The sequence below is a fragment of the Pseudarthrobacter sp. NamE2 genome (assembly GCF_005796205.1).
GTDB lineage: Bacteria > Actinomycetota > Actinomycetes > Actinomycetales > Micrococcaceae > Arthrobacter.
Genome location: NZ_VAHN01000007.1, coordinates 109,355 through 130,945 on the forward strand (window position 1 = coordinate 109,355; position 21,591 = coordinate 130,945).

Below are 21,591 nucleotides of genomic sequence, written 5' to 3' on the forward strand. Positions count from 1 at the left end.
GAGTATCGCATGTCACCTCTTGGGGCACCAGCAGTTGTTCAGCCTGCCGAGACCCCGACGGTTGAGCTTGTCGAAACCCACGTCCTCCTGCCCCGGCATCTGACCATGGATTGTCAGACCCCCTTGGCATGCTTGGGGTATGGAAAGCGGAGCAGCCGGGGGCGAAGCGACCGGGGGCGGGGGAGGCAGGGCCGGGATTCTGGCTGCTGTTGCGTCGGTGGCTGGTTTCGTGGATGAGCTCGCCCTCGTTGTTGCCGGCGGCTCCGCTGTTTCAGGTAGTCCTGATGCTGGCTCTTCTGATGCCGGTGCCGCGGGGGCTGATCCGTTGCGGGGGTTTGCCGATGACTGCCTGGACGGTTTGGCGGTGCAGCGCAAGCTTGAGGCCGCCGCTGCCGCGGTGAAGGTGTTGCTGGTGGACGGGCACGTCGGCGCCGTCGCTGTGATGGAGGACCCGGCGGCGGGTCCGGAATGGGCCAAGGGCCGCGAGATGGCGTCCGTGGCCGAGGTCGCCTGCGTCCTGACCATCGGTGAACGCGCCGCAAGTGCCCTGATCGGTGAAGCCCAGGCCTTGACCAGTTCGTTGCCGGCGGTGCTGGACGCGTTGCAGGCCGGGCAGGTGTCGTGGCAGAACACGAAGGTCCTCATCGATGAGACCACCGGGCTGGACCCTGCCGCCACTGCGGCGCTGGAGCGGCACTTTCTTGACCCCGATACTCCCGGCGCCGGCCCTGGTGGTGTCGCAGGTGTGTTGCCGCCGGCGAGGTTGCGGCCGAAGGTGCGCTCCTGGCGGGAACGCCACCATCCCGACTCGATCGAGAAACGCCACGCCAGGGGTGTCGCGGACCGGCGGATGGAATACGCCCCGGACCGGGACGCGATGGCCTGGGTCTCCATGTACCTGCCCGCGGACCAGGCCAACGCGGCCTGGAACCGGACCCGGGCCTTGGCCCGCGGACTGCAGGGACCGGACGAGTTCCGCACCCTTCCACAACTGATGGCAGACATCGGCGCCACAGCCCTCCTCGACACCGGACATACCCCCACCCATGGTCCACCGGATGGCGTCGCACGGTGCGGTGGTGCCTCTGCCGACTCTCACGTGAACGAAGGCGGTCTCGAACTTGCTCACCCGCCCGTGCCGCGGGCGCAGGTGCTCGTCACGGTCCCGGTGTTCGCGCTCCTGGGCGCCACCGAGGAACCAGCAATGCTGGATGGGCACGGTCCGATCCCGGCGTCGATGGCCCGTAGACTCGTCGCCGGCGGAGCGGATTCGTTCCACCGGGTCCTGGTCGATCCCAGGGACGGGGCGCCGCTGGAGATCGGGCGGACGAGCTACCGGATCCAGGAAGCGATGCGCCGCTGGCTGAGGCTCCGGGACGGTAAATGCCCGTTCCCCGGCTGCAGCAACCACTCCCTCGACAACGAAGCCGACCACCTGCTGGCCTGGCACCACGGCGGAACCACCGGGATCACCAACCTCGCCCAGCCCTGCCCCAAGCACCACCGGATGAAACACACCAGCGCATGGCAACCCACCCCCGCCACCAAAAACGCACCACCCGGCTGGATCTCACCGGCCGGACGCCGCTACACCAGCGAACACCAGGACTGGGAACCACCCCACTGGCCACCCGTCATCCTGCCTTGGCACCAAAGCATTCTGGAGGAGGCATTGGAGCGATTCCGCCTGCCGGCAGGTAGCTGACGGACGGGAGGCAGGTAAGGGTTTGGATGCAATACCTCTTGTTCACGGGCGGTCTTATGTGCCAGATGAGGCCTTGTACACCGGCAGAAAGCTCAAGTCTGCCGGACCCGGATCAGCTCCGGGATAGCATCAACCTCGGAAAGATCCAGCGCGTCCCGCATGGTTACCTTAACGGCGTGCCGGACTACGGCGCCAAGGCCCATATCCTCAGGCGGCGGCCCTGTCAGCAACTTGTCACGGACCCGGCGTTGTTCTGCGGCCCCCGTCCCCCGTGCAATGATTTCCTCCACGCCCTGCTTGGCCAAGGCGAGTTCTCCCTGTTCGTCCAGCACGGGCGCGAGGTAGTCCACCAGCGAATGCACCACATTAGCGGCAGGAACCGGGCGGAAGGTGCCAAAGTCCAGGAGTTCACCGCTGAGCCCCTCGCTGCTCGCCTGCCACGCTGCCATCCGCAGCAGCACGGTGGGCACGGGCGAGGGATCGACGCCGTCACGCCATTCCCGGCCTGCAGTCTCCACCAGGGCACGGACCAGAAGCGCGATCAGTGCTGCGTCCTCGGCGCGCAGGCATACATCGGCAACACGCACCTCCACTGTGGGATGGTTGCGGGAGAGCCGGGCGTCGAAGTAGAGCATGCCTTCATCCAGCATCACACCACTGTCCAGCAAACGGGTGACCAGGCGGCGGTAGGCGGGATAGGTCCCATAGATGCCCGCCGGCCCCGACGTAGGCCAACGGTTCCAGGCCTGCGTCCGGTAACTCTCGAAACCAGTCTGCAGCCCGTTCCAAAACGGTGAATTGGCGCTAAGGGCAGTCAGCACAGCCAGTTTGTCGCGGATGCGGTCCAGGACCGCAACGCCTTCTTCGGGTGACTCCACATACGTGTGCACGTGGAAGCCGCAAGTCAGCTGCTCCTGGGCAGTCAGGCCAAAGCGTTCCAGCATCCTGGCGTATCGCGGGTCGGGGGTCGTATGGCTGTTCAGCCCCAGAGGCGAGGTGGCAAGCGCCGCCACGCGCGCGTGGTGCCTTTGCGCCGCCTGGTCCGCCAGCATCCGCCCCGCCCTGATCTGGTCAAGGAGGGGGCCGTACTCAAGGCAGGGCCGGGTCTGCGTCTCGATCTGCTCAAGTTTCAGCTCGGCACTCAAGCCCATCTCGTCGTCGTCGTAAACCGTCTTGTCTTTGGTCTCGAGCGCATGCGGATCCTGCGGGCCGTCGTCAGCCGGGCCCCACCGGTTCGACAGCAGCGCGTCGGCCAGGGCAAGGGGTTCACCCGTCTCCGGGTGAACGATCAGCAGCTCTTCCTCCACGCCGAAAGTACGCATACTTACATTCTGCGCCAGCCCAAGGGCATATGAAGATACTCCGGCCTTCATGACGAACCGTGAATGGTCAGTCCTGGAAGTACTCCACCTTGGCGCCGATGGTGTTCAAGCGCTCCGCCAGGTCCTCGTATCCGCGCTCAATGACATAGATGTTCCGGAGCTCGGACACCCCGCGGGCCGCCAGCATTGCCAAGAGCAGGCATGCCGCCGGGCGCAGCGCGGGCGGGCAGCCTACTTCAGCCGCGCGCCACTTGGTGGGTCCGTTGACGTAAATGCGGTGCGGATCCAGCAGCTGGACCTGCGCCCCCAGCCGGTTCAGCTCGGTCAGGTAGATGGCCCGGTTCTCATACACCCAGTCATGGATCATGGTCTGGCCGGCGGCGTTTGCAGCGATGACGGCAAAGAACGGCAGGTTGTCGATATTCAGGCCGGGGAACGGCATCGGGTGGATCTTGTCTTCGGGCGCCCTCAGCTCCGAAGGCTTGGTGGTGACATCCACCAGCCGCGTCCGGCCGTTGCGCGCCATGTATTCCTCGGAGATTTCCAGTTCCTGGCCCATCTGCTCCAAGGTAGCCAGTTCAATCTCCATGAACTCGATGGGCACCCGGCGGACAGTGACCTCGGAATTGGTGACGATCCCGGCAGTGATGAGGCTCATCGCCTCAATGGGGTCCTCGGACGGGAAGTACTCGATGTCGGCATCGATGTGCGGCCGGCCGGTGATTTTCAGGGTGGTGGTTCCCACGCCCTTGATGGTCACACCCAGCATCTCCAGGTAGAAGCAGAGGTCCTGGACCATGTAGTTGGGGCTGGCGTTCCGGATGATGGTGGTTCCCTCGCGGTGAGCCGCCGCCATGATGGCATTCTCGGTGACGGTGTCCCCGCGCTCGGTGAGGACAAATGAGCGGTCGAGGGCGTCAGCCGCGGGCGCCTGCACGGTGTAGAAACCGGCGGTTGCCTCCACGGACAGCCCGAACTGGCGCAGGGCCTGCATGTGCGGCTCAACAGTGCGGGTGCCAAGGTCGCAGCCTCCGGCGTACGGCAACCGGTATTCCTCCGACTCGTCCAGGAGCGGACCCAGCAGCATGATCACGCTCCGGGTGCGCCGGGCGGCTTCAACGTCCATCCCCTCCAGGTCCAAAACAGCCGGGCGCCGCAGCCTGAGATCGGTATCGTTGAGCCAGGTGCACTCCACGCCGATGCTGGCCAGCACCTCGACGATCCGGTTGACCTCTTCGATCCGCGCCAGGCGGCGCAGCACTGTAGTACCGCGGTTGATCAGGCTGGCGCAGAGCAGCGCCACGCCGGCGTTCTTGCTGCTGTTCACGTCCACGGCTCCGGACAGTGTGCGCCCGCCCTCAACGCGCAGATGCGTCATCTGCGGTTTGCCGACGTTGACGATGCTGCGGTCAAAGATGGCTTCCAGGCGCTGAATCATCTTCAGACTCAAGTTCTGCTTCCCCTGCTCCATCCGGGCAACAGCACTTTGGCTGGTCCCCAACTCAGCGGCGAGCTGGCCCTGGGTCCAGCCTTTCTCATTCCGGGCGTCCCGGAGCATTGCGGCAACGTGCTCAGTGGTTTCCAGCGTCATGCACGAAAATATATCATAAATGAGTTACAACGGCGGCAGACGGCGCGGTAGCGTGGCGCCAGGAGAGCGTTTACCCACTACATGCGATAGAAAACGCACGCTTGGTGACCTTGTCCTGCCGTCCAGTCCGCGGGAGGCTGAACGGCAGTAACGAAACCACCAGATGCGCCCAACCCACACCCGCCCGTCCCTGTTCAGACTGGCAGGGCTGCTGGTCGCCCGGGCTCCCCGCCCAGCCTCCGGTCTCCCTGTACGTGAATACCGCCAACCCCGGCAGCGCGGGTTCCTGGTGGCCAACCAGCAATGAGTACCCATCGGGCGGACGGTCAACAACCCCTGCGGCTCCTGCGAAGAGGGCGAATACGGCACGGCCTGCGCCTACATGCATGGCTACGCCAAGGCTTATGACAACGCCTACGTCCGCGGCGTCAGCAACCCCCGGGACTACTTCTGGTGGCTGGATGTGGGGACCGAAAACAGCTGGACCGGTAACAAGGACGCCAACCGGGCCGTGCTGGAGGGCATGACGGACTTCTTCCACAGCATCGACGTCAAAGGCGTGGGACTCTATTCCACCAGCCTGCAGTGGGCCGGATCGTGGGAACCGTCAGTAGCTCCAGCAACCTCTACCCGCTGCCGAGCTGGCTGGCCGGTTCCCGCAACGCGTTCAGGGCTGTTAACGCCTGCTCAGGCGCACCGCTCACGGGTGGCGGCAAAGTTGTCCCTGACCCAGTTCGTCGCCAACGGCTTCGACTACAACCACCCGTGCAACCAGGGACCTCAGCTCCCCAGCCACACCATGTTCCACGTGCCGGCAGTTACGGCTGCTGCCATGGCCAGCCCCGCCACCAGCAGGCCGCCCGCCAACACCCAGGCATCCAGTGACGTGAAGGTCGAGGCGCGGGCCCACGTCCGGGCTCCGCCGCCGAACCCGCGGGCCTCCATGGTGACGGCCAGCCTGGATGCGCGGCGGATCGCCTGCACCAGCAAGCCAAAGCTCTGCCCCAGGGTCGCCTTCACCCGCTGGACAGCACTGCCGCGCGAGCCGACACCGCGCGCCCTGCGCGCCATGCCGATGGTCTGCCACTCCTCCGCCATGAGCCCCACCAGCCGCATCGCGGCCAGCGTGCCCAGCACGAACCGGTGTGGCAGCCGCGCCTTCTGTGCCAGCGCGTCCGCCAGGTCCGTGGGATCGGTACAACTCATCAGCAGCACCGCCGGCAGCGCAATGGCCAGCCCGCGGAGCATGAACCCGACGCCCATCTCCAGCGAGCCTTCGCTCATGGTCCAAATGCCGACGTCGATCAGCGTCCTTCCGCTGTCCGGCGCCAGGATCGAGGTGCTCCAGCCGCCCACCGCCGCGGCGAGTATCAGCGGCCAGCCCCGCTGCCACAGCAGCGTGAGCGTGAGGCCCGCCAGCGGAAACAGCAGGAACTCAAAGACCAGCGCAACGGACGCAGACACCCAGTCTATGGACAGTGCCAGCACCACGGTGATGAGTACGACGGCGGCGACCTTGCTCAGCGGGTTGGCGCGGCTCAGGAGGGCGTGGTTGCCCTGCAGGTTCAATTCCTGCCTCACGGGGCTGCCTTTCTCACAGTGCCACCTTCTCGCGTGCGGACAGCTTGAGCTCGGCCCCACCGAGGGCTGCACTGAATTCCGCGTCATGGGTTACGGACACCACGGCAGTGCCGGCATCCAGGAGTTCGGACAGGAAGGACGCCAGTTCAGCCCAGGTGTTGGCGTCCTGGCCGAACGTTGGCTCGTCCAGGACCAGGACCTGCGGACTGGCCGCGAGGACGGTGGCCACCGAAAGGCGCCGCTTCTCCCCGCCTGAGAGCGTGTAGGGGTTGGCATCCACCAGGGACGTAAGCCGGAGGCGCTCCAGCAGTTCGTCGACCCGCTCCCCGCCGTGGCCCAGGTGGCGCGGCCCGAACATCAGTTCGTCCAGCACCCTCCCGGTAACGAACTGGTGTTCCGGCTCCTGGAACACGGTGCCGACCCGTTCGATCAGTTGCTCGGCTTTCCACTTGTACGGGTCGATTCCGGCACCGCGGCTCAGGCCGGTGGTGGCGGACACCTTTCCGGCAACGGGCTCGAGCAGCCCCGCGAGGGTCAGTGCAAAAGTGGATTTCCCGGCGCCGTTGGGCCCGGTGATGGCAAGCGCCTGCCCCGCCCGGACCTGCCCCGTGATGTCCTCCTGCACGGGGACGGGCGGGATCTTCCGGAAGCCGCTGCGGCGTGGACGGGCGCGGGATACGGCAAGTTTTTCGGCCGCAAGCAGGAGGTTGCCTGTCCCGGCAGCCGGTTCGGCGGCACGCGGGCGTGTGGCCGGCACATGGCCGGGCACCCACACGCCTGCCCCTAGCAGCATGGCGCGGGCCTCGGTGAGCACCTTGTCCGGCGGGCCGTCCAGGATCACAGCGGGATCGGTGGCGGATCCGGGTTGCAGGACCACGATCCTGTCCACCAGGTCCTTCCACACCGCCACCCGGTGCTCCACCACCACCAGCGTGGCACCGGTCTTGTCCAGGCACCGCGCCACGGCATCCCGGACTTCCAGCACCCCTGCCGGGTCAAGGTTGGCGGTGGGCTCATCCAGCAGGATCAGCCCTGGCCGCATCGCCAGGATCCCCGCGAGCGCGAGGCGCTGCTTCTGGCCGCCGGACAGGGCCGACGTCGGGTGGTCCAGCGGCAGGTGGGAAAGCCCGACGTCGGCAAGCGCCTCATGCACGCGGGTCCAGATGTCGTCCCGGGGCACTGCGAGGTTCTCGGCGCCAAAGGCGACGTCGTCCCCCACACGCGACAGGACCACCTGCGTCTCCGGGTCCTGCTGCATCAGCCCGGCGCGGCCGCGCTGCCCGCGCGGGGACCCGCCGTCGACCAGCAGCGAACCGGACTCGTCGGAGTCGCCTGCCTCGCCGTCGTCGTTCACGTCACCAAGCACCCCCGCCAGGGCATGCAGCAGCGTGGACTTGCCGGCACCGGACGGGCCAAGCAGGAGCACACGCTCCCCCGGCCTGATGTCCAGGTCCAGGCCGTGGACCGCGGGTTTGACCCGGCCGGCGTGGCGCCAGCCCCAACCGCGGGCCGTAATCGCCGCCGGCCGCACGGCCGTACCCGTGCCGTGGGTAGGGGCAGGCATCAGGAGAAGACGGGCTCTGTGGCTGCCTTGCGGGAAGCGAAGGAGCTCAGCACACCGGTCCGTGCCAGCCCGCGGGTGGCGATCCAGGACAGGGCGCCGGCGATGATGGCTCCGGAGATCGTGGTGAAGATGATGTAGGCCAGCTTGTCACCGGCTGCGTAGGCGATGTTCCAGCCCCACGGCGCGAAGGAATCGTTGAGGCCGCAGAACAGTCCGGCGGCGGCACCGGCCAGCAGCGCCACCGGCAGGTTGAACTTCCTGTACACGAAGATGGCGAAGATGATCTCCGCGCCCAGGCCCTGGACGAAGCCGGAGAACAGCACGGACGCGCCGTACTGCGAGCCCATCAGCAGCTCGCCGGTGGCCGCGACCGTCTCGCAGAACAGCGCCGCGCCGGGCTTGCGGATGATCAGCATGCCCAGCACCGCCGGGATCATCCAGCCGCCGGCAATCAAGCCGGTCAGCGGCGGGTAGACGGCGTTCATCGGCCCGGACACGGCTGCCGCGCCCTGGGACCAGGCCCAGAACATGACACCGCCGGCGACGGCGATCAGGGCCGCCACCACGATGTCCACGACGCGCCAGGACTTGCTGGTGCTCTTCTTGATTGCTGCAGTGCTCATGAAATCCTCCTGAAACAGGAGGGGAAAGCGCGGCAACGGCAACACTTGCCGCCGCCCAACACTTCGAGAACTCGACTCCCTTGCGCCGGTACTAACCGGATCAGGTTCGAGGGTCTGCGGCTGTCCGCACTCTCAGCGCCCACCTACGGTGCCTGGACTGGCCAGTTCCGACGGCGGCGCTCCCCTGTCGTTAAGTGATGCTTGGTAATTAATGCGTTGATTGCCCTTCCGGGCGTGGTCCAGTTTACACCTGGGGAGGGGTAGATTGTGGGCCATGACCGCCAATCCGCCGCATGTGACTGACTTCGATCCGGACTCCGATGCCGTTCAGCCGGAGGGGTCCCTGGAAGCCCTCATTGGCCGCATCGAGGGTGAAATCCGGGAACTGCAGTTCCCCGGTTTCTCCCTCGACGATGCACTGAACCTTGGGCTGCTCCTTGTGGAACTGGGCAAAGAGCGCGCGTTGCCCATCGCCATCGACATCACCAAGGGCGGGCAGGTGCTGTTCCATGTGGCCCTGCCCGGCGCCACCCCGGACAACGAACACTGGATCCGTGCCAAGCAAAGGACAGCCGCCCGGTATGAGGTGCCCTCCCTGCTCGTGGGGCTGCGCGGCCGGCTCCGCGGCGGTCGGATCGAGGACAACGCGTGGTTCGACCAGTCCCGCTACGCCGCGCACGGCGGGTCCTTCCCCGTCTACGTCGCGGGGGTGGGAGCCGTGGCTACCGTGACCGTTTCCGGGCTGCCGCAGGTGCAGGACCACAACCTGGTGGTGGAGGCGATGCGCGAGGTGCTGCGCACAACAAGTAGTGACGGTGCGCCATGAGCGGCGGGTTGGCCGGGAACGCCGTCCGGGCGGCGCTGGACAAGGCCGAGGACGAGATGATCTACATCGGCCCGGACCACCCCTACTATCCCCTGCTCGCCGAACTGGTCTCCGCCGTCGGGGAGGCCTGGCAGCAGGGGTATGAGCAGGGCCGCCTGGGTGGACAGCATCCCAACCCGTACACCTGGAGCAGCAGGCAATAGCGGTAGACGGTTACCCAAGAGGCCTCACCAGCACTACGTACCGGACCAAGCGCTGCTTAGCTTTTATTAGTAACCATGCTTACTATGTTGTTCCAGAGCGTACGAGGAGTATAGGACATGGCCGTCAGCACCCGCCCACCGGGCGTCCGCACTGCCCTGCAGTGGTCCGCCCTGGCCTCAGGCGCCGTGTTCCTGCTCGCGGGCATCCTTGGGTTTGTTCCCGGAGCCACGAGCAATCTGGGTTCCCTGGCTGTCGCCGGCCCCGCTTCGAAAGCCCTGCTGCTGGGCGTCTTCCAGGTGTCTGTCCTGCACAACGCGGTGCACCTGCTTTTCGGAGTGGCCGGCGTTGTCATGGCGCGAAGCCACCGGCAGGCACGGAACTTCCTCATCTACGGCGGGGTCATCTACCTGGTTCTGTGGCTTTACGGCCTGCTGATCGGAGACGAAACCCCGGCGAATTTCATCCCCGAGAACTATGCGGACAACCTGCTGCACCTTGTCCTCGGCCTGGCCATGATCACACTGGCCATCGTCTTGTCCCCGCGCACAACCGCTACCGGCCGCCGGGGGCACTGACCGATTTTTCCACCTCTTTCCACTGCCGCCAGCGCAGACGGCACCGTACCGTATCCCGCCCGAGAACAAGGAGCACACCATGCACATTCCGGAACCCCGAGGCCCCATCAGCAGCGCCCTGTTCGAGCTCCTGGCGGGCGAACCCGGCAACGCGGGTGACTCCCTTGCCGGGCTGCACCGGCTGGTCACCACCCGGTTGGCCGGGATCCAGGAGATCATTGGCGACGACGACGCCCAACTGACCCTGTTCTGCCTCTATGAGCTCCACTACTCCGGGCTCGACGGCGTCAAAGACGAGTGGGAATGGGAGCCGGGGCTGATCCAGGTCCGGCAGTTGCTCGAGAAGCCGTTCGAGGCTGCCTTGCGGGCAGCGGCGAAAGAGGCCATGGGCGACGTGGACCTGCCTGCGCGTGACGGACTCACCAGCGATGCGGTGGCTGACGTACTGTTCGGCCTGGCCGGCAGGGACACCGGCCCCAGCGTCTCACGGTATGTTGCCAAGAAGGCCAGCCTGGATCAGCTCAAGGAGTTCCTGATCCACAAGTCCGTCTACCAGCTGAAGGAAGCGGATCCGCACACCTGGGCCATCCCGCGGCTTGCCGGACGCGCAAAAGCCGCACTGGTGGAAATCCAGGCCGACGAGTACGGCGGCGGCCGCCCGGACCGGATGCACAGTGCTCTCTTCGCCAGGACCATGCGGGGACTGGGCCTTGACGACCAGTACGGTGCCTACGTCAACGCCGTCCCCGCTGTGTCCCTTGCCTCCGTGAACCTGATGTCCCTGTGCGGGCTGAACCGGCGGCTCCGCGGCGCCATCACCGGCCACCTGGCTATTTACGAGATGACGTCCTCCCAGCCGAACCGCTTCTACGGCAACGGCTTCCGCAGGCACGGCTTCGACGCCGGGGTCACCCACTACTTCGATGAGCATGTTGAAGCGGACGCCGTCCACGAACAGATCGCCGGACGCGACCTCGCAGGCGGCCTGGTGGAAGCCGAGCCGGCGCTGCTCGATGACGTCCTGTTCGGTGCCACGGCGGTGATGGCCGTCGACGCCCAACTTTCCGCCCACCTGCTCGATTCGTGGGAGAACGGCCGCTCCTCACTCAGGGCGGCAGTGGCCGCCGCCGCATGACGTCGCCGGTCATTGAGGCGTCCGGCACGCTGGACACCTCGGCTACGGAGCCTGGCCTGCTGCAGGCGGAGTACATCCTGCCGTTGCGGTGGACCGATGACGCCGGGCTCCCCGAACTGGCGGCCTATCTGCAACGCCTCTCCGCATGGATCCCGGTCACCGTGGTGGACGGGTCCGCGCCGGAGCTGTTTGCGCGCCACCGGGAAGAGTTCCCGCCGCAGGTCCGCCACACCCGGCCCGCGGATCCCGGCGGATCCGGCAACGGGTCTGGCGGGCAGCCCGGCAACGGAAAGGTCGCCGGGGTTTTGACGGGCGTCCGCGAGGCCCGGGCGGAGCTGCTGGTGATCGCCGACGACGACGTCCGCTACACGCGCGGGTCCCTCGCCGCCGTCGTGCGCCATCTGGGTTCGGCGGACGTGGTGCGCCCCCAGAACTACTTCGCCCCCCTGCCGTGGCATGCCGCGTGGGACACCTCCCGCAGCCTGATCAACCGGGCCTGGTCCGCGGATTTCCCCGGCACCCTGGGAGTGCGCCGGAGCGCCCTGCTGGCGACGGACGGCTATGAACCGGTCCTGTTCGAAAACCTCGAGCTGATCCGAACGGTCAAAGCTGCCGGCGGACGGGAACGCGTGGTGCCGGACCTGTTCGTGGCCCGCCGGCCGCCAGGGGCCCGGCACTTTTTCAAGCAACGCGTCCGGCAGGCCTACGACGACTTCGCCCAGCCCCGCCGCCTCGCCGCGGAGCTCGCGCTGCTGCCCGCCGCCGTCGGAACCTTTTTCCTCCCTCCCAAGCCACGCGGCCGGGTCCTGCTTGGTTTGGCACTCGCCGCTACTGCCGCGGCGGAGGTCGGTCGGCGCCGGGACGGCGGAACAGCCGTTTTTCCGCTCCGCGCGGTATGGTTCGCACCGCTGTGGGCGGCCGAACGCGCCCTTTGCATCTGGGGCGCCCTCGCGTTTCGGCTGGCGGGAGGAGTGCCTTACGCGGGTTCCCGGCTGAAGACAGCGGCCAACCCGGAAACGGAGCTCCGACGCCGGCACCAGGGCAAGCTGCGGCGTTTCCGGCAGGAGGAGGCGGCCGCGCAACAGGACGGCACATCAACACCAAGTATGAAGGAGCAGCCATGAACCAGGACCAGCCCGAGAGCTCCATCGTGGTCTGCCCCGACGGGCCGCTGATCGTGCGGGGCGACTTCGAGATCGTCACGCCATCGGGCGACCCCGTGCCGCGGGAGCGGAAGACCGTGGCATTGTGCCGGTGCGGCGCGTCAGCCATCAAGCCGTACTGCGACGGGACGCACAAGATGATTAAGTTCCGGACCGAACCGCCCGCCTCCTGATCCGACTTCCGCTGAAGCCGCGGCCTTCCCGGCCCGCGCTGCACTGGTTGACAGGCCATCGGAGCGCTACAAGGATGGTTGGAAACCGTTTTCTGATTTTCTGACCCGAGGAGGGCGTGCGCCGGTGCACAGCCAGCAGATGAAGATCGACCGTGAAGCCTTGGTACGCCGCCACAACGTGGAACAAGGCAGCCTCGATCCCCGCAGCCCCGTGTCAGTGGGCAACGGCGAGTTCTGCTTCACCTTTGATCTCACCGGCCTGCAGTCCCTTCCCGCCGAATATCCCGTTGGCGCCAGGGACGAGTTGTCGCCCGGGACGCTGCTGGGAACGCAGTCGCAGTGGGGCTGGCACTCCATCCCGCCGGAGCAGGACTACGCCTTATCCGATTCCACAGTCCTCTATGATTCACCCCGCGGCCCTGTGCCGTACGTGGACATGGTGGGCGGCATCGTGGACGGCCGGGAAACCGGCACCGCCAAGGGCGAAACATGGCTGCGCGCCAACCCGCACCGGCTGGATTTGGGCAGGATCGCTTTCACCCTGCCGGAACGGGACAACCCGGGCCTCGCGCCGGAGGACATCGAGGATCCGCACCAGGTCCTGGACCTTTGGACCGGAACAGCCACCAGCAGCTTTACCCTCTTGGGCCGGGCAGTCCGGGTCACCACCGCCTGCCACCCGGACCGGGACGAGCTGGGGTTCCGGATCGAATCCGCCGCCCTGCAGCACGGCCTGGCCGTCTCACTGTCCTTCCCCTACGGCTCCGAAGCCTGGCACAACGCCGCTGACTGGACGCGCCCCGCCGCCCACGGCACCCGGCTTGAAGAAGTTCCGGCATCCGGCAGCACCCGGAAGTGGGCGATCCACCGGAACCTGGACGCCAGCGGATACCAGGTTGTTGTCACGGGCAGCGGCCTGGAGCTGGAGCAGGCCAGTCCGCACGGCATCCTGGCCCGGGCGGCGGACGGGCAGGACGTCCTGGACCTCAGTGTGCACTTCCTTAGCACCGGCAAGGGTGACTGCCTCCCGCGCGGCACCGGCGGCATCGGAGGAGCCGGCGCCGGCACCCTCCCGGACGCCGGCACGACGCCGGGAAGCGCCGTCGTCGAAGCGTCCCGCACGTCCTGGCCGTACTTCTGGAAGTCGGGAGCCGCCGTCGAATTTTCCGCGCCGGAGGATCCGCGCGCGGCGGAGCTGGAACGGCGGACAATCCTGTCCCAGTACCTCACTGCCATCAACTGCTCCGGGTCGCTGCCGCCCCAGGAGACAGGTTTGGTCTGCAACTCCTGGCGCGGGCGCTTCCACCTCGAGATGCACTGGTGGCACGCGGCCCACTTCGCCGCCTGGAACCGGACCCCGCTCCTGCTTCCGGCCCTGCGCTGGTACGCCTCCATCCTGGAACCCGCACGGCAGACGGCGAAGGCGCAGGGGTTCGACGGCGTCCGCTGGCCCAAGCAGGTAGGACTGGACGGGCGCGAGAGCCCAAGCCCCATCGGCACGTTCCTCATCTGGCAGCAGCCGCATCCCATCCACTTGGCGGAACTGGCCTACCGGGCGGAGCCGTCGCGGGAACTGTTGGAGGAGTTTGCGGAGATTGTCTTCGAGACTGCCGGGTTCATGGCCAGCTTCGCCTGCCCCACGGACCGGGGCTTCGAACTGGGCCCGCCGCTGGTCCCGGCGCAGGAGAGCTACGAGTCCACCCGGGGGACGGCCAGCAACCCCACGTTCGAGCTCGCCTACTGGCAGTGGGCGCTGCGCGTGGCAGGCACCTGGCGGGAGCGGCTGGGGCTGCCGCCGCGGGAGGAATGGCGGACGGTGGCCGACGGCATGGTCCGGCCCAAGGTGCGGGACGGCGTCTACGCCGCGATCGACGTCGAACCATTCACCATCCGCACCGACCACCCGTCCATGCTGTGCGCCCTGGGCGTGGTCCCGCAGACGGACGTCATCGATCCGGACATCATGCGCGCCACGCTGGCCGATGTTTTTGCGGACTGGGACTGGGACAGCACGTGGGGCTGGGACTATCCGGTGATGGCCATGACCGCGGCCCGCCTTGAGGATCCGGAGACTGCGGTGGACGCGCTCCTGCTGGACGCCGCCAAGAACGTGGTGCTGCCCAACGGGCACAACCGGCAGACCGACTCGCTGCCGCTGTACCTGCCGGGGAACGGCGGCCTGCTGTCCGCCGTGGCGCTGATGGCGGCGGGCTGGGACGGCGGTCCGGAGCGGCACGCCCCGGGGTTCCCGGCGCACTGGACCGTTGCGTGGGAAGGCCTGGTCCCGGCACCCTGACGCTAGGCTAGGGAAGGACCTGCATTCATCACGCTAGGAGGCGCGCAATGAACTTCTTCATCAAGCTGCTGGGCACGGGCATCAGCCTGCTGGCCGGATTCGCGGGAACCAAGGCCGTGGACGTGATCTGGGAGAAGACCACCGGCAAAAAGCCGCCCAAGCACGACAAGGACGACGTCCCCACCACGCTCCGGACCGCGCTGACGTTCGCGCTGGTGTCCGCCGCGGTGAGCGCCGTCATCCAGGTGCTAACCAACCGCGGCACGCAGCGGGCGATCACCCGGTTCGCCAAGACCAAGGACATCGTCTAACCATCGGAGTTTTTGTCCAGGTATGCAGGCTTGAGGGCTGTTTAGCCCTGCATATCTGGACAAAAACTCTTCGGGTTTAGTGCGGGGAGCCGTCGCCGAAGCCGTCCTTCCGGGCGGCCTTGGCGGCGGCTTTTTGCACCACCGCATCCAATTCGTCCGTGCTCAGCAGTTCGCGGTGCAGGTGCTTGGTGCGGTAGCCGGCCCGGCCCACCATGTGCGCGGAAACAGGCGCGGTGAGGAGTTGGAAGATCCAGGCCACCAGCAGCACCGGCCACACCCACCAGGTCCGCATCTGCAGCCCGATGGAAGCCAGCAGCAGGAACAGTCCCAGCACCTGCGGCTTGGTGGCAGCGTGCATCCGGCTCAGCAGGTCCGGAAAACGGAGCAGGCCGATCGCGGCGCCCAGCGACATGACGGCGCCAACCACCATAAAGACGGCGGAGACCAGGTTGATCCAGGCGTCCCCGGTTGCCAGGTCAAGGTTCCAGCTGTCAGGGCTCATTGGGCTGCTCCCTCCGGTCGGCCACGAACCGGGCCACCGTCACCGAGCCGATGAAGCCGATCACGGAGATGGCCAGCACCAGCATGAGGTTGTTGAGGTGGCGGTTCACGGCCATGTCGATGCAGAGCGCCCCGCCCAGGATCGCGAGCAGCACGTCGGACGCGAGCACCCGGTCCAGCAGGGACGGGCCGCGGGCGATGCGGATGATCGCACCGGCGGCGGCCAGCGAAAAGATGACGGCCGTGACGGCCAGGACGGCGTGCATCATCCGGCTGCCTCCATCCGGACGGCTTCGAGTTCTTCGCGGGTGCCCATGATCCGGATCAGTCCGGCCTCAATGGACCGTACCTCGTTGCGCAGGTTGTCCACATCCTCCGGGGAGCTGATGTTGATGGCGTGCAGGTAGAGGGTAGACGTTGACCGGTCCACCTCCACCACCAGGGACCCCGGGATCAGGGAGATCACGTGCCCGGTGGCGGTCACCAGCAGGTCCTGGTGGCTCCGCAACTGAACCGCGACGACGGCGTTGGTCACCCTGGGTCCCTTGGCGATGGCCAGGTACAGGATCTGGGCGCTGGCGGCCCCCACCTTGGCCAGGAACACCAGGGCGAACGGGATGGCGTAGAGGATGTTGAACCGGCCGCTCAGCTCCACGGGCGGCAGGTAGAACATGCGCGCGACGGCGATGGCCAGCAGGGCGCCGAACAACAGGTTTCCGGGGCTGAAGTCCTGCCACAGGGCGCCCCAGACGATCACCAGCCATACCAGGAGCGGCAGTTCCTGCCGCAGCGAAATCCTTTGGCGGCTCATTGTCCTCCCCCATTGCCGGTGACGGCAGCGGGCAGGACCGGCGGCACCACCGTGTCTTCACCCATGACGGCGTGGATGTAGGGGGTCCTGTCCAGCATGTCGTCCGCTGCGCGGTCCGAGAGCCCGAACAGGGGGCCGGCAAAGACAGTCAGCGCAACACCCAGGACCACCAGGCCCAGGGTGGAGCCGACCATAGTGCGCGGCATCAGGGTGGCGGCGCGGGTGCGCTGTGCGGTTAGCAGGCCGCCGCGGCCGGAGGCTTCGTCCTCTTCAGGGACCGCCAGCAGCACCGGGTCCGGGTGCTCGGCGTCGGAGGGCCGGCGCCAGAACGCGCGGTTCCACACCCTGGCCACCGCCAGGAGGGTCAGCAGGCTGGTGACCACTCCGCCGACCACCAGCGCATAGGCGAGCGGCGTGCCCAGCTCGATGCCTGCCTGCATCAGCCCCACCTTGCCGAGGAAGCCGGAGAAGGGCGGGATGCCGGCCAGGTTCATGCCGGGGATGAAGAACAGCAGCGCCAGCAGCGGCGACAGCTTGGCCAGGCCGCCCAGGCGGTCCACGGAGGAGCTGCCGCCGCGGCGTTCAACCAGGCCGGTGACCAGGAAGAGGCTGGTCTGGATGGTGATGTGGTGGGCCACGTAGAAGACGGCTGCGCTAAGGCCCGCAACGGAGGACATAGCCAGCCCGAACACCATGTAGCCGATGTGGCTGACCAGGGTGAAGGAGAGCAGGCGCTTGATGTCGCTTTGCGCCAGGGCGCCGAGGATTCCCACCACCATGGTGAGCAGCGCCGCGATCATCAACGGTGTGTTCAGCGAGTCCCCGGGGAACAGCAGGGTCTCAGTGCGGACCATGGCGTATACGCCCACCTTGGTCAGCAGGCCGGCGAACACCGCGGTGACCGGTGCGGGGGCGGTGGGGTAGGAGTCGGGAAGCCAGAAGGACAGCGGGAAGACGGCCGCCTTGATACCGAACGCCACCAGCAGCATCACGTGCAGGAGGGTCCGCGTGCCCGTGTCGAGTTCGCCCAGCTTGAGGGCAAGGTCAGCCATGGTCACGGTTCCGGTGGCGCCGTACACCATGGCGATGGAGATCAGGAACAGCACCGAGGACACCACGGAGACCACCACGTAGGTGACGCCGGCGCGGATGCGCGGGCCCGTGCCGCCCAGGGTCATCAGCACGTAGCTTGCGGTCAGCAGGATCTCGAAGCCCACGTAGAGGTTGAAGAGGTCGCCGGAGAGGAACGCGTTGGACACCCCGGCCACCAGGATCAGGTAGGTGGGGTGGAAGATGGACACCGGGGCGTCGTGGTCGCCGTCGGCCATGCCCTGCCCGGTGGCGTACACCAGCACGGCCAGGCTCACGGCGGAGGACACCACCAGCATGAGCGAGGAGAACTGGTCCACCACCATCACGATCCCCCATGGCGGCAGCCATCCGCCGATGGTCACCGCCACGGTTCCGCCGTCCCACACGTGCGCCAGCAGCAGGCATTCGAGCAGCAGGGTAAGGGAGAGCAGGCCGATGCTGACCGCCCGCTGGGCGCGGGAGTGCCGGATCAGCAGGAAGGTCAGGGCGGCACCCAGGATGGGAAGTACGACGGCGAGCGGGGCAAAGCTGGCGATGTTCACTTTCCGCCTCCTTCCGGGCTTGGGGGTACGTTGTTCGAGCCGGGTTTCTCTTCCGCGGCGGCTTGCCCGGCAGGCAATTCGCGGCCTCCGGCCGTGACGGTTGCCAGCGGGAACTCGGACGTTTCGGCAGGGATCTCGGCGTCGTCCTCGGCGTCGAAGCTGGGGGTTTCGGCGACGCGGAGGTCTTCCACGTCGTCCTGGATCTCGTCGCGCCGCGCCAGCACCCAGGTGCGGTAGATAATGCCGAGCATAAAGGCCGTGACCGCGAAGGAGATGACGATGGACGTCAGGATCAGTGCCTGCGGCAGGGGGTCGTTGTAGTCCCCCGCCCCAATGTCCTTCGAGTACAGCGGCGCCAGGCCAGCGTAGCCGCCGGTGGCGAGGATCAGCAGGTTGGTGGCGTTGGCCAGCAGCATCAGGCCCAGCAGGACCCGGGTGAGGCTCCGTTCCAGGATCAGGTAGATCCCGCAGGCGTAGAGGGCACCCATGACGATCAGCAGTGCCAGGTTGACGCTCATGCATTGCCCTTCACGGTGGTTTCGGCGGTGAGGCCGTCCTGGTCATCGGCCGGGGCGGCCGCACGCTCCTCAAAGTGCTCGTCGATTTCGGCACCGAGGCTCCGCAGCACATCCAGCACCAGGCCGACCACCACGATGTACACGCCGATATCGAAGATGGTGGAGGTGACGAACTTGATGTCCCCGAACACCGGCAGCCAGAACTGGATGATGGCCGACTGGAACACCTGGCCGCCCAGCAGCAGCGGCACAACGCCGGAGGCGGCGGCCACGGCCAGGCCGATGCCCAGCAGGGCGCCGGCGCTGACGGGGGTGGCCTCGCGCAGTTCGAACCGCCCGCCGGCCAGGTACCGGATGGTCAGGGCAAGGCCGGCCGTCAGGCCGCCCGCAAACCCTCCGCCGGGCAGGTTGTGGCCGGCCAGCAGCAAGTACAGGGAGAAGATCACCAGGGAGTGGAAAACCAGCCGGGTGACCACTTCGAAGATAATGGACCGGCGTTCCGGCGCCAGCGTGCGGCCGGCAACCAGCCAGGCGTCACGGGCGGCTGCGGCGAAGCGCCGGCTGATGGCAAGTGCAGCACCGTCCCGGGAGCCGGGGTCCACCCCGTGGTGCCGGCCCACGGAGCCTTCGGCCACTAAGGCGGATGCCTGGATCCGATCTCCGCGGCCGCGGACAAAGATCAGGCTGGCCACGCCGGTGGCCGCGAGCGCCAGGACACTGATTTCGCCGAAGGTGTCCCAGGCGCGGATGTCCACGAGCGTCACGTTGACCACGTTCAATCCTCCGCCGCCCTCGTAGGCCAGCTGCGGGAACTGCAGCGAGACCGGGGTGGCGATGCGCGCGCCCATCGCGAAGATGGCGGCAAACACCATGGTGGCGCCGAAGCCCAAACCGATGATGACGCGGACCACCCGGTACTTCCCGCCGGTCCGGTCGCGGAGTTCCGCCGGCAGGCTGCGCATGGCCAGGACGAAGGCCACCAGGATGATGGTTTCCACCAGCATCTGGGTGAGGGCGAGGTCCGGTGCCCCCTGCAGCGCGAACATCAAGGCGATGCCGTAGCCGGTGACAGACACCATCAGGACGGCCAGGAAGCGTTTGTTGGCCTTGACCGCGGCCAGCGCGCCGATGATGATGCCTGCTCCCACCACGAGCTGCAGCGGCGAGCCCGGGTCCACGAGGTAGATGCCCTCCGGCAACGGCTTGCCGTCCACCAGGATGGTGGCCAGAGGCAGCACGAACGCCACGCTGAGGATGACGGCAAGGTAAAAGTACAGGGAGCCGCGCTGGGTGCGGCCGGTGATCCACACGGCGACGTCGTCCAGGGCGCCGATGGTCAGCTGGTAGGCGCGGTCGGCGTCCACCCAGTCAGGCACCTTTGACTGTGCCTTCGAGACGGCGTTGCGGCCGAAGTACATGCCAAGGCCAAGGGCGAAGGTGAGGGCGGTGAGGCCAAGCGCCGGACTGAAACCGTGCCACAGCGCAAGGTGCCCTGCCTGCTCGGCGGGGGAGCCGGCGTCGTGCCCGGTGGAAGCGAACAGCGCCGCATATGGCTGGATCCAGGCGTCCGCGGGGACGGGCCATAGCCCGTAAACAACGGTGAGGAGGCTCAGGATGGCGGGTGCGGCGAGGAAGGACGGCCGGATGGCCTTGAACGGCGTGCGCTCCACACCCGGCTTGACCGCAAACGCGCCCCACATAAAGCGCGCGCTGTAGGCAAACGTAAGGACGGAGCCCAGCACGATCCCGGCCAGGACCAGCATCCCCCACGGCCCTGCCGCAGGATCTTCCGCGTGGTGTACAAAGGCTTCGAGGACGGACTCCTTGGCTACGAACCCGCCCAGCAGCGGCACACCTGCCATGGACGCGGCGCCGATGCCGGCCACGATGCCCAGGGCGCGGGCCGAGCTGAAGACTCCGGACAGCTTCCGGACGTCCCGCGTGCCGGACTGGTGGTCGATGATGCCCACCACCAGGAACAGGGTGGCTTTGAACAGGCCGTGAGCCAGGAGCATCGCAAGTCCGGCCAGGGCGGCGTCGGGCGTGCCAAGTCCCACCACCATGGTGAGGAAACCCAGCTGACTCACCGTTCCGTAGGCCAGGATGAGCTTGATGTCGGTCTGCCGGAGCGCGCGGTAGCCGCCCACCAGCATGGTGGCCAGGCCCAGGCCGAGTACCACCGGCTGCCAGTATGCGGTCTCGGAGAACCCGGGAGCGAGGCGGGCCACCAGGTAGATGCCGGCCTTCACCATCGCAGCGGCGTGCAGGTAGGCGCTGACCGGGGTGGGTGCGGCCATGGCCCCGGGCAGCCAGAAGTGGAAGGGCACCAGGGCGGACTTGGTGATGGCGCCCACCAGGATAAGTACGACGGCGGCACCCACCATGGCGCCGGACGCTCCGCCCACCAGGCCGGAAGCCTGGTCAAGGATGGCTGAGATGCGGTAGGTGCCGGCAGCGTGGCCGAGCATGATCAGGCCGACCAGCATGGCCAGGCCGCCGGCCGTGGTGACCATGAGCGCCTGCAGCGCCGACCGGCGGGCTGCCAGCCTGGTCCGGGCAAAGCCGATCAGGAGGTAGGACAGGATGGTGGTCAGTTCCCAGAAGATGAACAGCAGCAGCAGGTCATCGGCCACCACCAGGCCGAACATGGCACCGGCGAAGGCCAGCAACTGGGCACCGAATGCGCCGAGGTCCTGGTCTTTCCGTTTGAAATACCGCCCGCAATAGAAAAGCACCAGGGTTCCGACGCCCAGCACCAGCAGTGACATCACCCAGGACAGCGCATCCATGCGGAACGCGAACTCGAGGCGCAGGCCGGGGATCCAGGGAACCACCTCGGCCACGGCTCCGGTGCCGGAATACACGGGCGCGTGCTGGAACAGGAGCCATACGAAGGATGCCGCCGGGACAACCGCCAGGGGGTAGAACGCGTTGCGGCCCCAGGCCCTGAAGAAGAACGGCGCCAGGACAGCCACCGAAAAGTGCACGGCAAGGACTGTGATCACTGGGCTCTCCGCAACGTCAGGAATTCGATTGTCAAAAGTTAAAGCAGGCGGCA

The 21,591-nt window shown here is 67.2% G+C and carries 20 protein-coding genes and 1 riboswitch; of the genes, 9 read left to right on the plus strand and 11 right to left on the minus strand.

The annotated features are described in order from the left end of the window. The first annotated feature begins 139 nt into the window (after positions 1-139). Positions 140-1,705, plus strand: coding sequence for an HNH endonuclease signature motif containing protein (locus tag FDW83_RS10270; protein WP_138137997.1), 1,566 nt, complete (start codon positions 140-142; stop codon positions 1,703-1,705). Positions 1,706-1,797: 92 nt separating this feature from the next. Here FDW83_RS10270 and FDW83_RS10275 read toward each other — a convergent pair whose 3' ends face one another. The 5 genes from FDW83_RS10275 to FDW83_RS10300 form a co-directional block, all read right to left on the minus strand. Beyond that, positions 1,798-3,027, minus strand: a complete 1,230-nt coding sequence (locus tag FDW83_RS10275; RefSeq protein ID WP_138137998.1) for a glutamate--cysteine ligase — start codon at positions 3,025-3,027, stop codon at positions 1,798-1,800. 67 nt (positions 3,028-3,094) lie between these two features. Then, positions 3,095-4,618: a UDP-N-acetylglucosamine 1-carboxyvinyltransferase gene (locus tag FDW83_RS10280; protein WP_138137999.1), complete on the minus strand. Its 1,524-nt coding sequence runs from the start codon at positions 4,616-4,618 to the stop codon at positions 3,095-3,097. A gap of 780 nt (positions 4,619-5,398) precedes the next feature. Further along, positions 5,399-6,199 (minus strand): energy-coupling factor transporter transmembrane protein EcfT, encoded by an 801-nt coding sequence (locus FDW83_RS10290; RefSeq protein ID WP_138138000.1) that lies wholly within the window; start codon positions 6,197-6,199, stop codon positions 5,399-5,401. A gap of 13 nt (positions 6,200-6,212) precedes the next feature. Beyond that, entirely contained in the window at positions 6,213-7,763 is a 1,551-nt protein-coding gene (locus FDW83_RS10295; protein WP_138138001.1) for an ABC transporter ATP-binding protein, read from the minus strand. Next, the gene (locus tag FDW83_RS10300) at positions 7,763-8,386 is read right to left on the minus strand and encodes an ECF transporter S component (protein WP_138138002.1); all 624 of its coding nucleotides are present in this window, start codon (positions 8,384-8,386) and stop codon (positions 7,763-7,765) included. Before FDW83_RS10300 ends, FDW83_RS10295 begins: the two co-directional genes overlap by 1 nt. A gap of 59 nt (positions 8,387-8,445) precedes the next feature. Next, positions 8,446-8,582, minus strand: a riboswitch (TPP riboswitch). 78 nt (positions 8,583-8,660) lie between these two features. Between FDW83_RS10300 and FDW83_RS10305 the strand changes: the two genes are divergently transcribed. The 8 genes from FDW83_RS10305 to FDW83_RS10340 all read left to right on the plus strand — a co-directional run bounded on the left by FDW83_RS10305 (position 8,661) and on the right by FDW83_RS10340 (position 15,069). Further along, a complete protein-coding gene (locus FDW83_RS10305; RefSeq protein ID WP_138138003.1) occupies positions 8,661-9,212 on the plus strand; it encodes a heme-degrading domain-containing protein in 552 nt (183 codons plus the stop codon). Then, on the plus strand, positions 9,209-9,415 hold the full coding sequence (locus FDW83_RS10310; RefSeq protein WP_138138004.1) for a hypothetical protein: 207 nt from the start codon (positions 9,209-9,211) through the stop codon (positions 9,413-9,415). Before FDW83_RS10305 ends, FDW83_RS10310 begins: the two co-directional genes overlap by 4 nt. Positions 9,416-9,532: 117 nt before the next feature. Continuing rightward, on the plus strand, positions 9,533-9,991 hold the full coding sequence (locus FDW83_RS10315) for a DUF4383 domain-containing protein (protein ID WP_138138005.1): 459 nt from the start codon (positions 9,533-9,535) through the stop codon (positions 9,989-9,991). Between the two features lie 79 nt (positions 9,992-10,070). Further along, positions 10,071-11,126: an iron-containing redox enzyme family protein gene (locus tag FDW83_RS10320; RefSeq protein WP_138138006.1), complete on the plus strand. Its 1,056-nt coding sequence runs from the start codon at positions 10,071-10,073 to the stop codon at positions 11,124-11,126. Next, a complete protein-coding gene (locus FDW83_RS10325) occupies positions 11,075-12,250 on the plus strand; it encodes a glycosyltransferase family 2 protein (RefSeq protein WP_240720944.1) in 1,176 nt (391 codons plus the stop codon). Before FDW83_RS10320 ends, FDW83_RS10325 begins: the two co-directional genes overlap by 52 nt. Then, positions 12,247-12,462, plus strand: coding sequence for a CDGSH iron-sulfur domain-containing protein (locus tag FDW83_RS10330; RefSeq protein ID WP_138138008.1), 216 nt, complete (start codon positions 12,247-12,249; stop codon positions 12,460-12,462). The genes FDW83_RS10325 and FDW83_RS10330 overlap by 4 nt, the downstream gene beginning before the upstream one ends. 139 nt (positions 12,463-12,601) lie before the next feature. Beyond that, on the plus strand, positions 12,602-14,758 hold the full coding sequence (locus FDW83_RS10335; RefSeq protein ID WP_138138082.1) for a hypothetical protein: 2,157 nt from the start codon (positions 12,602-12,604) through the stop codon (positions 14,756-14,758). A 47-nt stretch (positions 14,759-14,805) separates the two neighbouring features. Then, positions 14,806-15,069 carry a DUF4235 domain-containing protein gene (locus FDW83_RS10340; RefSeq protein ID WP_138138009.1) on the plus strand — a complete coding sequence of 88 codons (264 nt, stop codon included), beginning with the start codon at positions 14,806-14,808 and terminating at the stop codon, positions 15,067-15,069. Positions 15,070-15,145: 76 nt separating this feature from the next. Here the strand turns inward: FDW83_RS10340 and mnhG are convergent, their stop codons facing one another. Genes mnhG through FDW83_RS10370 form a run of 6 tightly spaced genes read right to left on the minus strand, consistent with a single transcriptional unit; the run spans position 15,146 to position 21,538 of the window. Continuing rightward, a complete protein-coding gene (gene mnhG / locus FDW83_RS10345) occupies positions 15,146-15,571 on the minus strand; it encodes a monovalent cation/H(+) antiporter subunit G (RefSeq protein WP_138138010.1) in 426 nt (141 codons plus the stop codon). Further along, entirely contained in the window at positions 15,561-15,839 is a 279-nt protein-coding gene (locus FDW83_RS10350) for a monovalent cation/H+ antiporter complex subunit F (RefSeq protein ID WP_138138011.1), read from the minus strand. Before FDW83_RS10350 ends, mnhG begins: the two co-directional genes overlap by 11 nt. Next, a complete protein-coding gene (locus tag FDW83_RS10355; protein ID WP_138138012.1) occupies positions 15,836-16,381 on the minus strand; it encodes a Na+/H+ antiporter subunit E in 546 nt (181 codons plus the stop codon). The genes FDW83_RS10350 and FDW83_RS10355 overlap by 4 nt, the downstream gene beginning before the upstream one ends. After that, the gene (locus tag FDW83_RS10360) at positions 16,378-18,015 is read right to left on the minus strand and encodes a Na+/H+ antiporter subunit D (protein WP_138138013.1); all 1,638 of its coding nucleotides are present in this window, start codon (positions 18,013-18,015) and stop codon (positions 16,378-16,380) included. Before FDW83_RS10360 ends, FDW83_RS10355 begins: the two co-directional genes overlap by 4 nt. Beyond that, a complete protein-coding gene (locus FDW83_RS10365) occupies positions 18,012-18,533 on the minus strand; it encodes a Na(+)/H(+) antiporter subunit C (protein WP_138138014.1) in 522 nt (173 codons plus the stop codon). Before FDW83_RS10365 ends, FDW83_RS10360 begins: the two co-directional genes overlap by 4 nt. After that, positions 18,530-21,538 (minus strand): Na+/H+ antiporter subunit A, encoded by a 3,009-nt coding sequence (locus FDW83_RS10370; RefSeq protein ID WP_138138015.1) that lies wholly within the window; start codon positions 21,536-21,538, stop codon positions 18,530-18,532. The genes FDW83_RS10365 and FDW83_RS10370 overlap by 4 nt, the downstream gene beginning before the upstream one ends. Positions 21,539-21,591 lie beyond the last annotated feature (53 nt).

What these genes read in the sequence shown, in the direction of transcription:
- FDW83_RS10270 (WP_138137997.1), top strand. Translation starts at nt 140, where the DNA reads ATGGAAAGCGGAGCAGCCGGGGGCGAAGCGACCGGGGGCGGGGGAGGC.
- FDW83_RS10275 (WP_138137998.1), bottom strand. Translation starts at nt 3,027, where the DNA reads ATGCGTACTTTCGGCGTGGAGGAAGAGCTGCTGATCGTTCACCCGGAG.
- FDW83_RS10280 (WP_138137999.1), bottom strand. Translation starts at nt 4,618, where the DNA reads ATGACGCTGGAAACCACTGAGCACGTTGCCGCAATGCTCCGGGACGCC.
- FDW83_RS10295 (WP_138138001.1), bottom strand. Translation starts at nt 7,763, where the DNA reads ATGCCTGCCCCTACCCACGGCACGGGTACGGCCGTGCGGCCGGCGGCG.
- FDW83_RS10300 (WP_138138002.1), bottom strand. Translation starts at nt 8,386, where the DNA reads ATGAGCACTGCAGCAATCAAGAAGAGCACCAGCAAGTCCTGGCGCGTC.
- FDW83_RS10305 (WP_138138003.1), top strand. Translation starts at nt 8,661, where the DNA reads ATGACCGCCAATCCGCCGCATGTGACTGACTTCGATCCGGACTCCGAT.
- FDW83_RS10310 (WP_138138004.1), top strand. Translation starts at nt 9,209, where the DNA reads ATGAGCGGCGGGTTGGCCGGGAACGCCGTCCGGGCGGCGCTGGACAAG.
- FDW83_RS10315 (WP_138138005.1), top strand. Translation starts at nt 9,533, where the DNA reads ATGGCCGTCAGCACCCGCCCACCGGGCGTCCGCACTGCCCTGCAGTGG.
- FDW83_RS10320 (WP_138138006.1), top strand. Translation starts at nt 10,071, where the DNA reads ATGCACATTCCGGAACCCCGAGGCCCCATCAGCAGCGCCCTGTTCGAG.
- FDW83_RS10330 (WP_138138008.1), top strand. Translation starts at nt 12,247, where the DNA reads ATGAACCAGGACCAGCCCGAGAGCTCCATCGTGGTCTGCCCCGACGGG.
- FDW83_RS10335 (WP_138138082.1), top strand. Translation starts at nt 12,602, where the DNA reads ATGAAGATCGACCGTGAAGCCTTGGTACGCCGCCACAACGTGGAACAA.
- FDW83_RS10340 (WP_138138009.1), top strand. Translation starts at nt 14,806, where the DNA reads ATGAACTTCTTCATCAAGCTGCTGGGCACGGGCATCAGCCTGCTGGCC.
- mnhG (WP_138138010.1), bottom strand. Translation starts at nt 15,571, where the DNA reads ATGAGCCCTGACAGCTGGAACCTTGACCTGGCAACCGGGGACGCCTGG.
- FDW83_RS10350 (WP_138138011.1), bottom strand. Translation starts at nt 15,839, where the DNA reads ATGATGCACGCCGTCCTGGCCGTCACGGCCGTCATCTTTTCGCTGGCC.
- FDW83_RS10355 (WP_138138012.1), bottom strand. Translation starts at nt 16,381, where the DNA reads ATGAGCCGCCAAAGGATTTCGCTGCGGCAGGAACTGCCGCTCCTGGTA.
- FDW83_RS10365 (WP_138138014.1), bottom strand. Translation starts at nt 18,533, where the DNA reads ATGAGCGTCAACCTGGCACTGCTGATCGTCATGGGTGCCCTCTACGCC.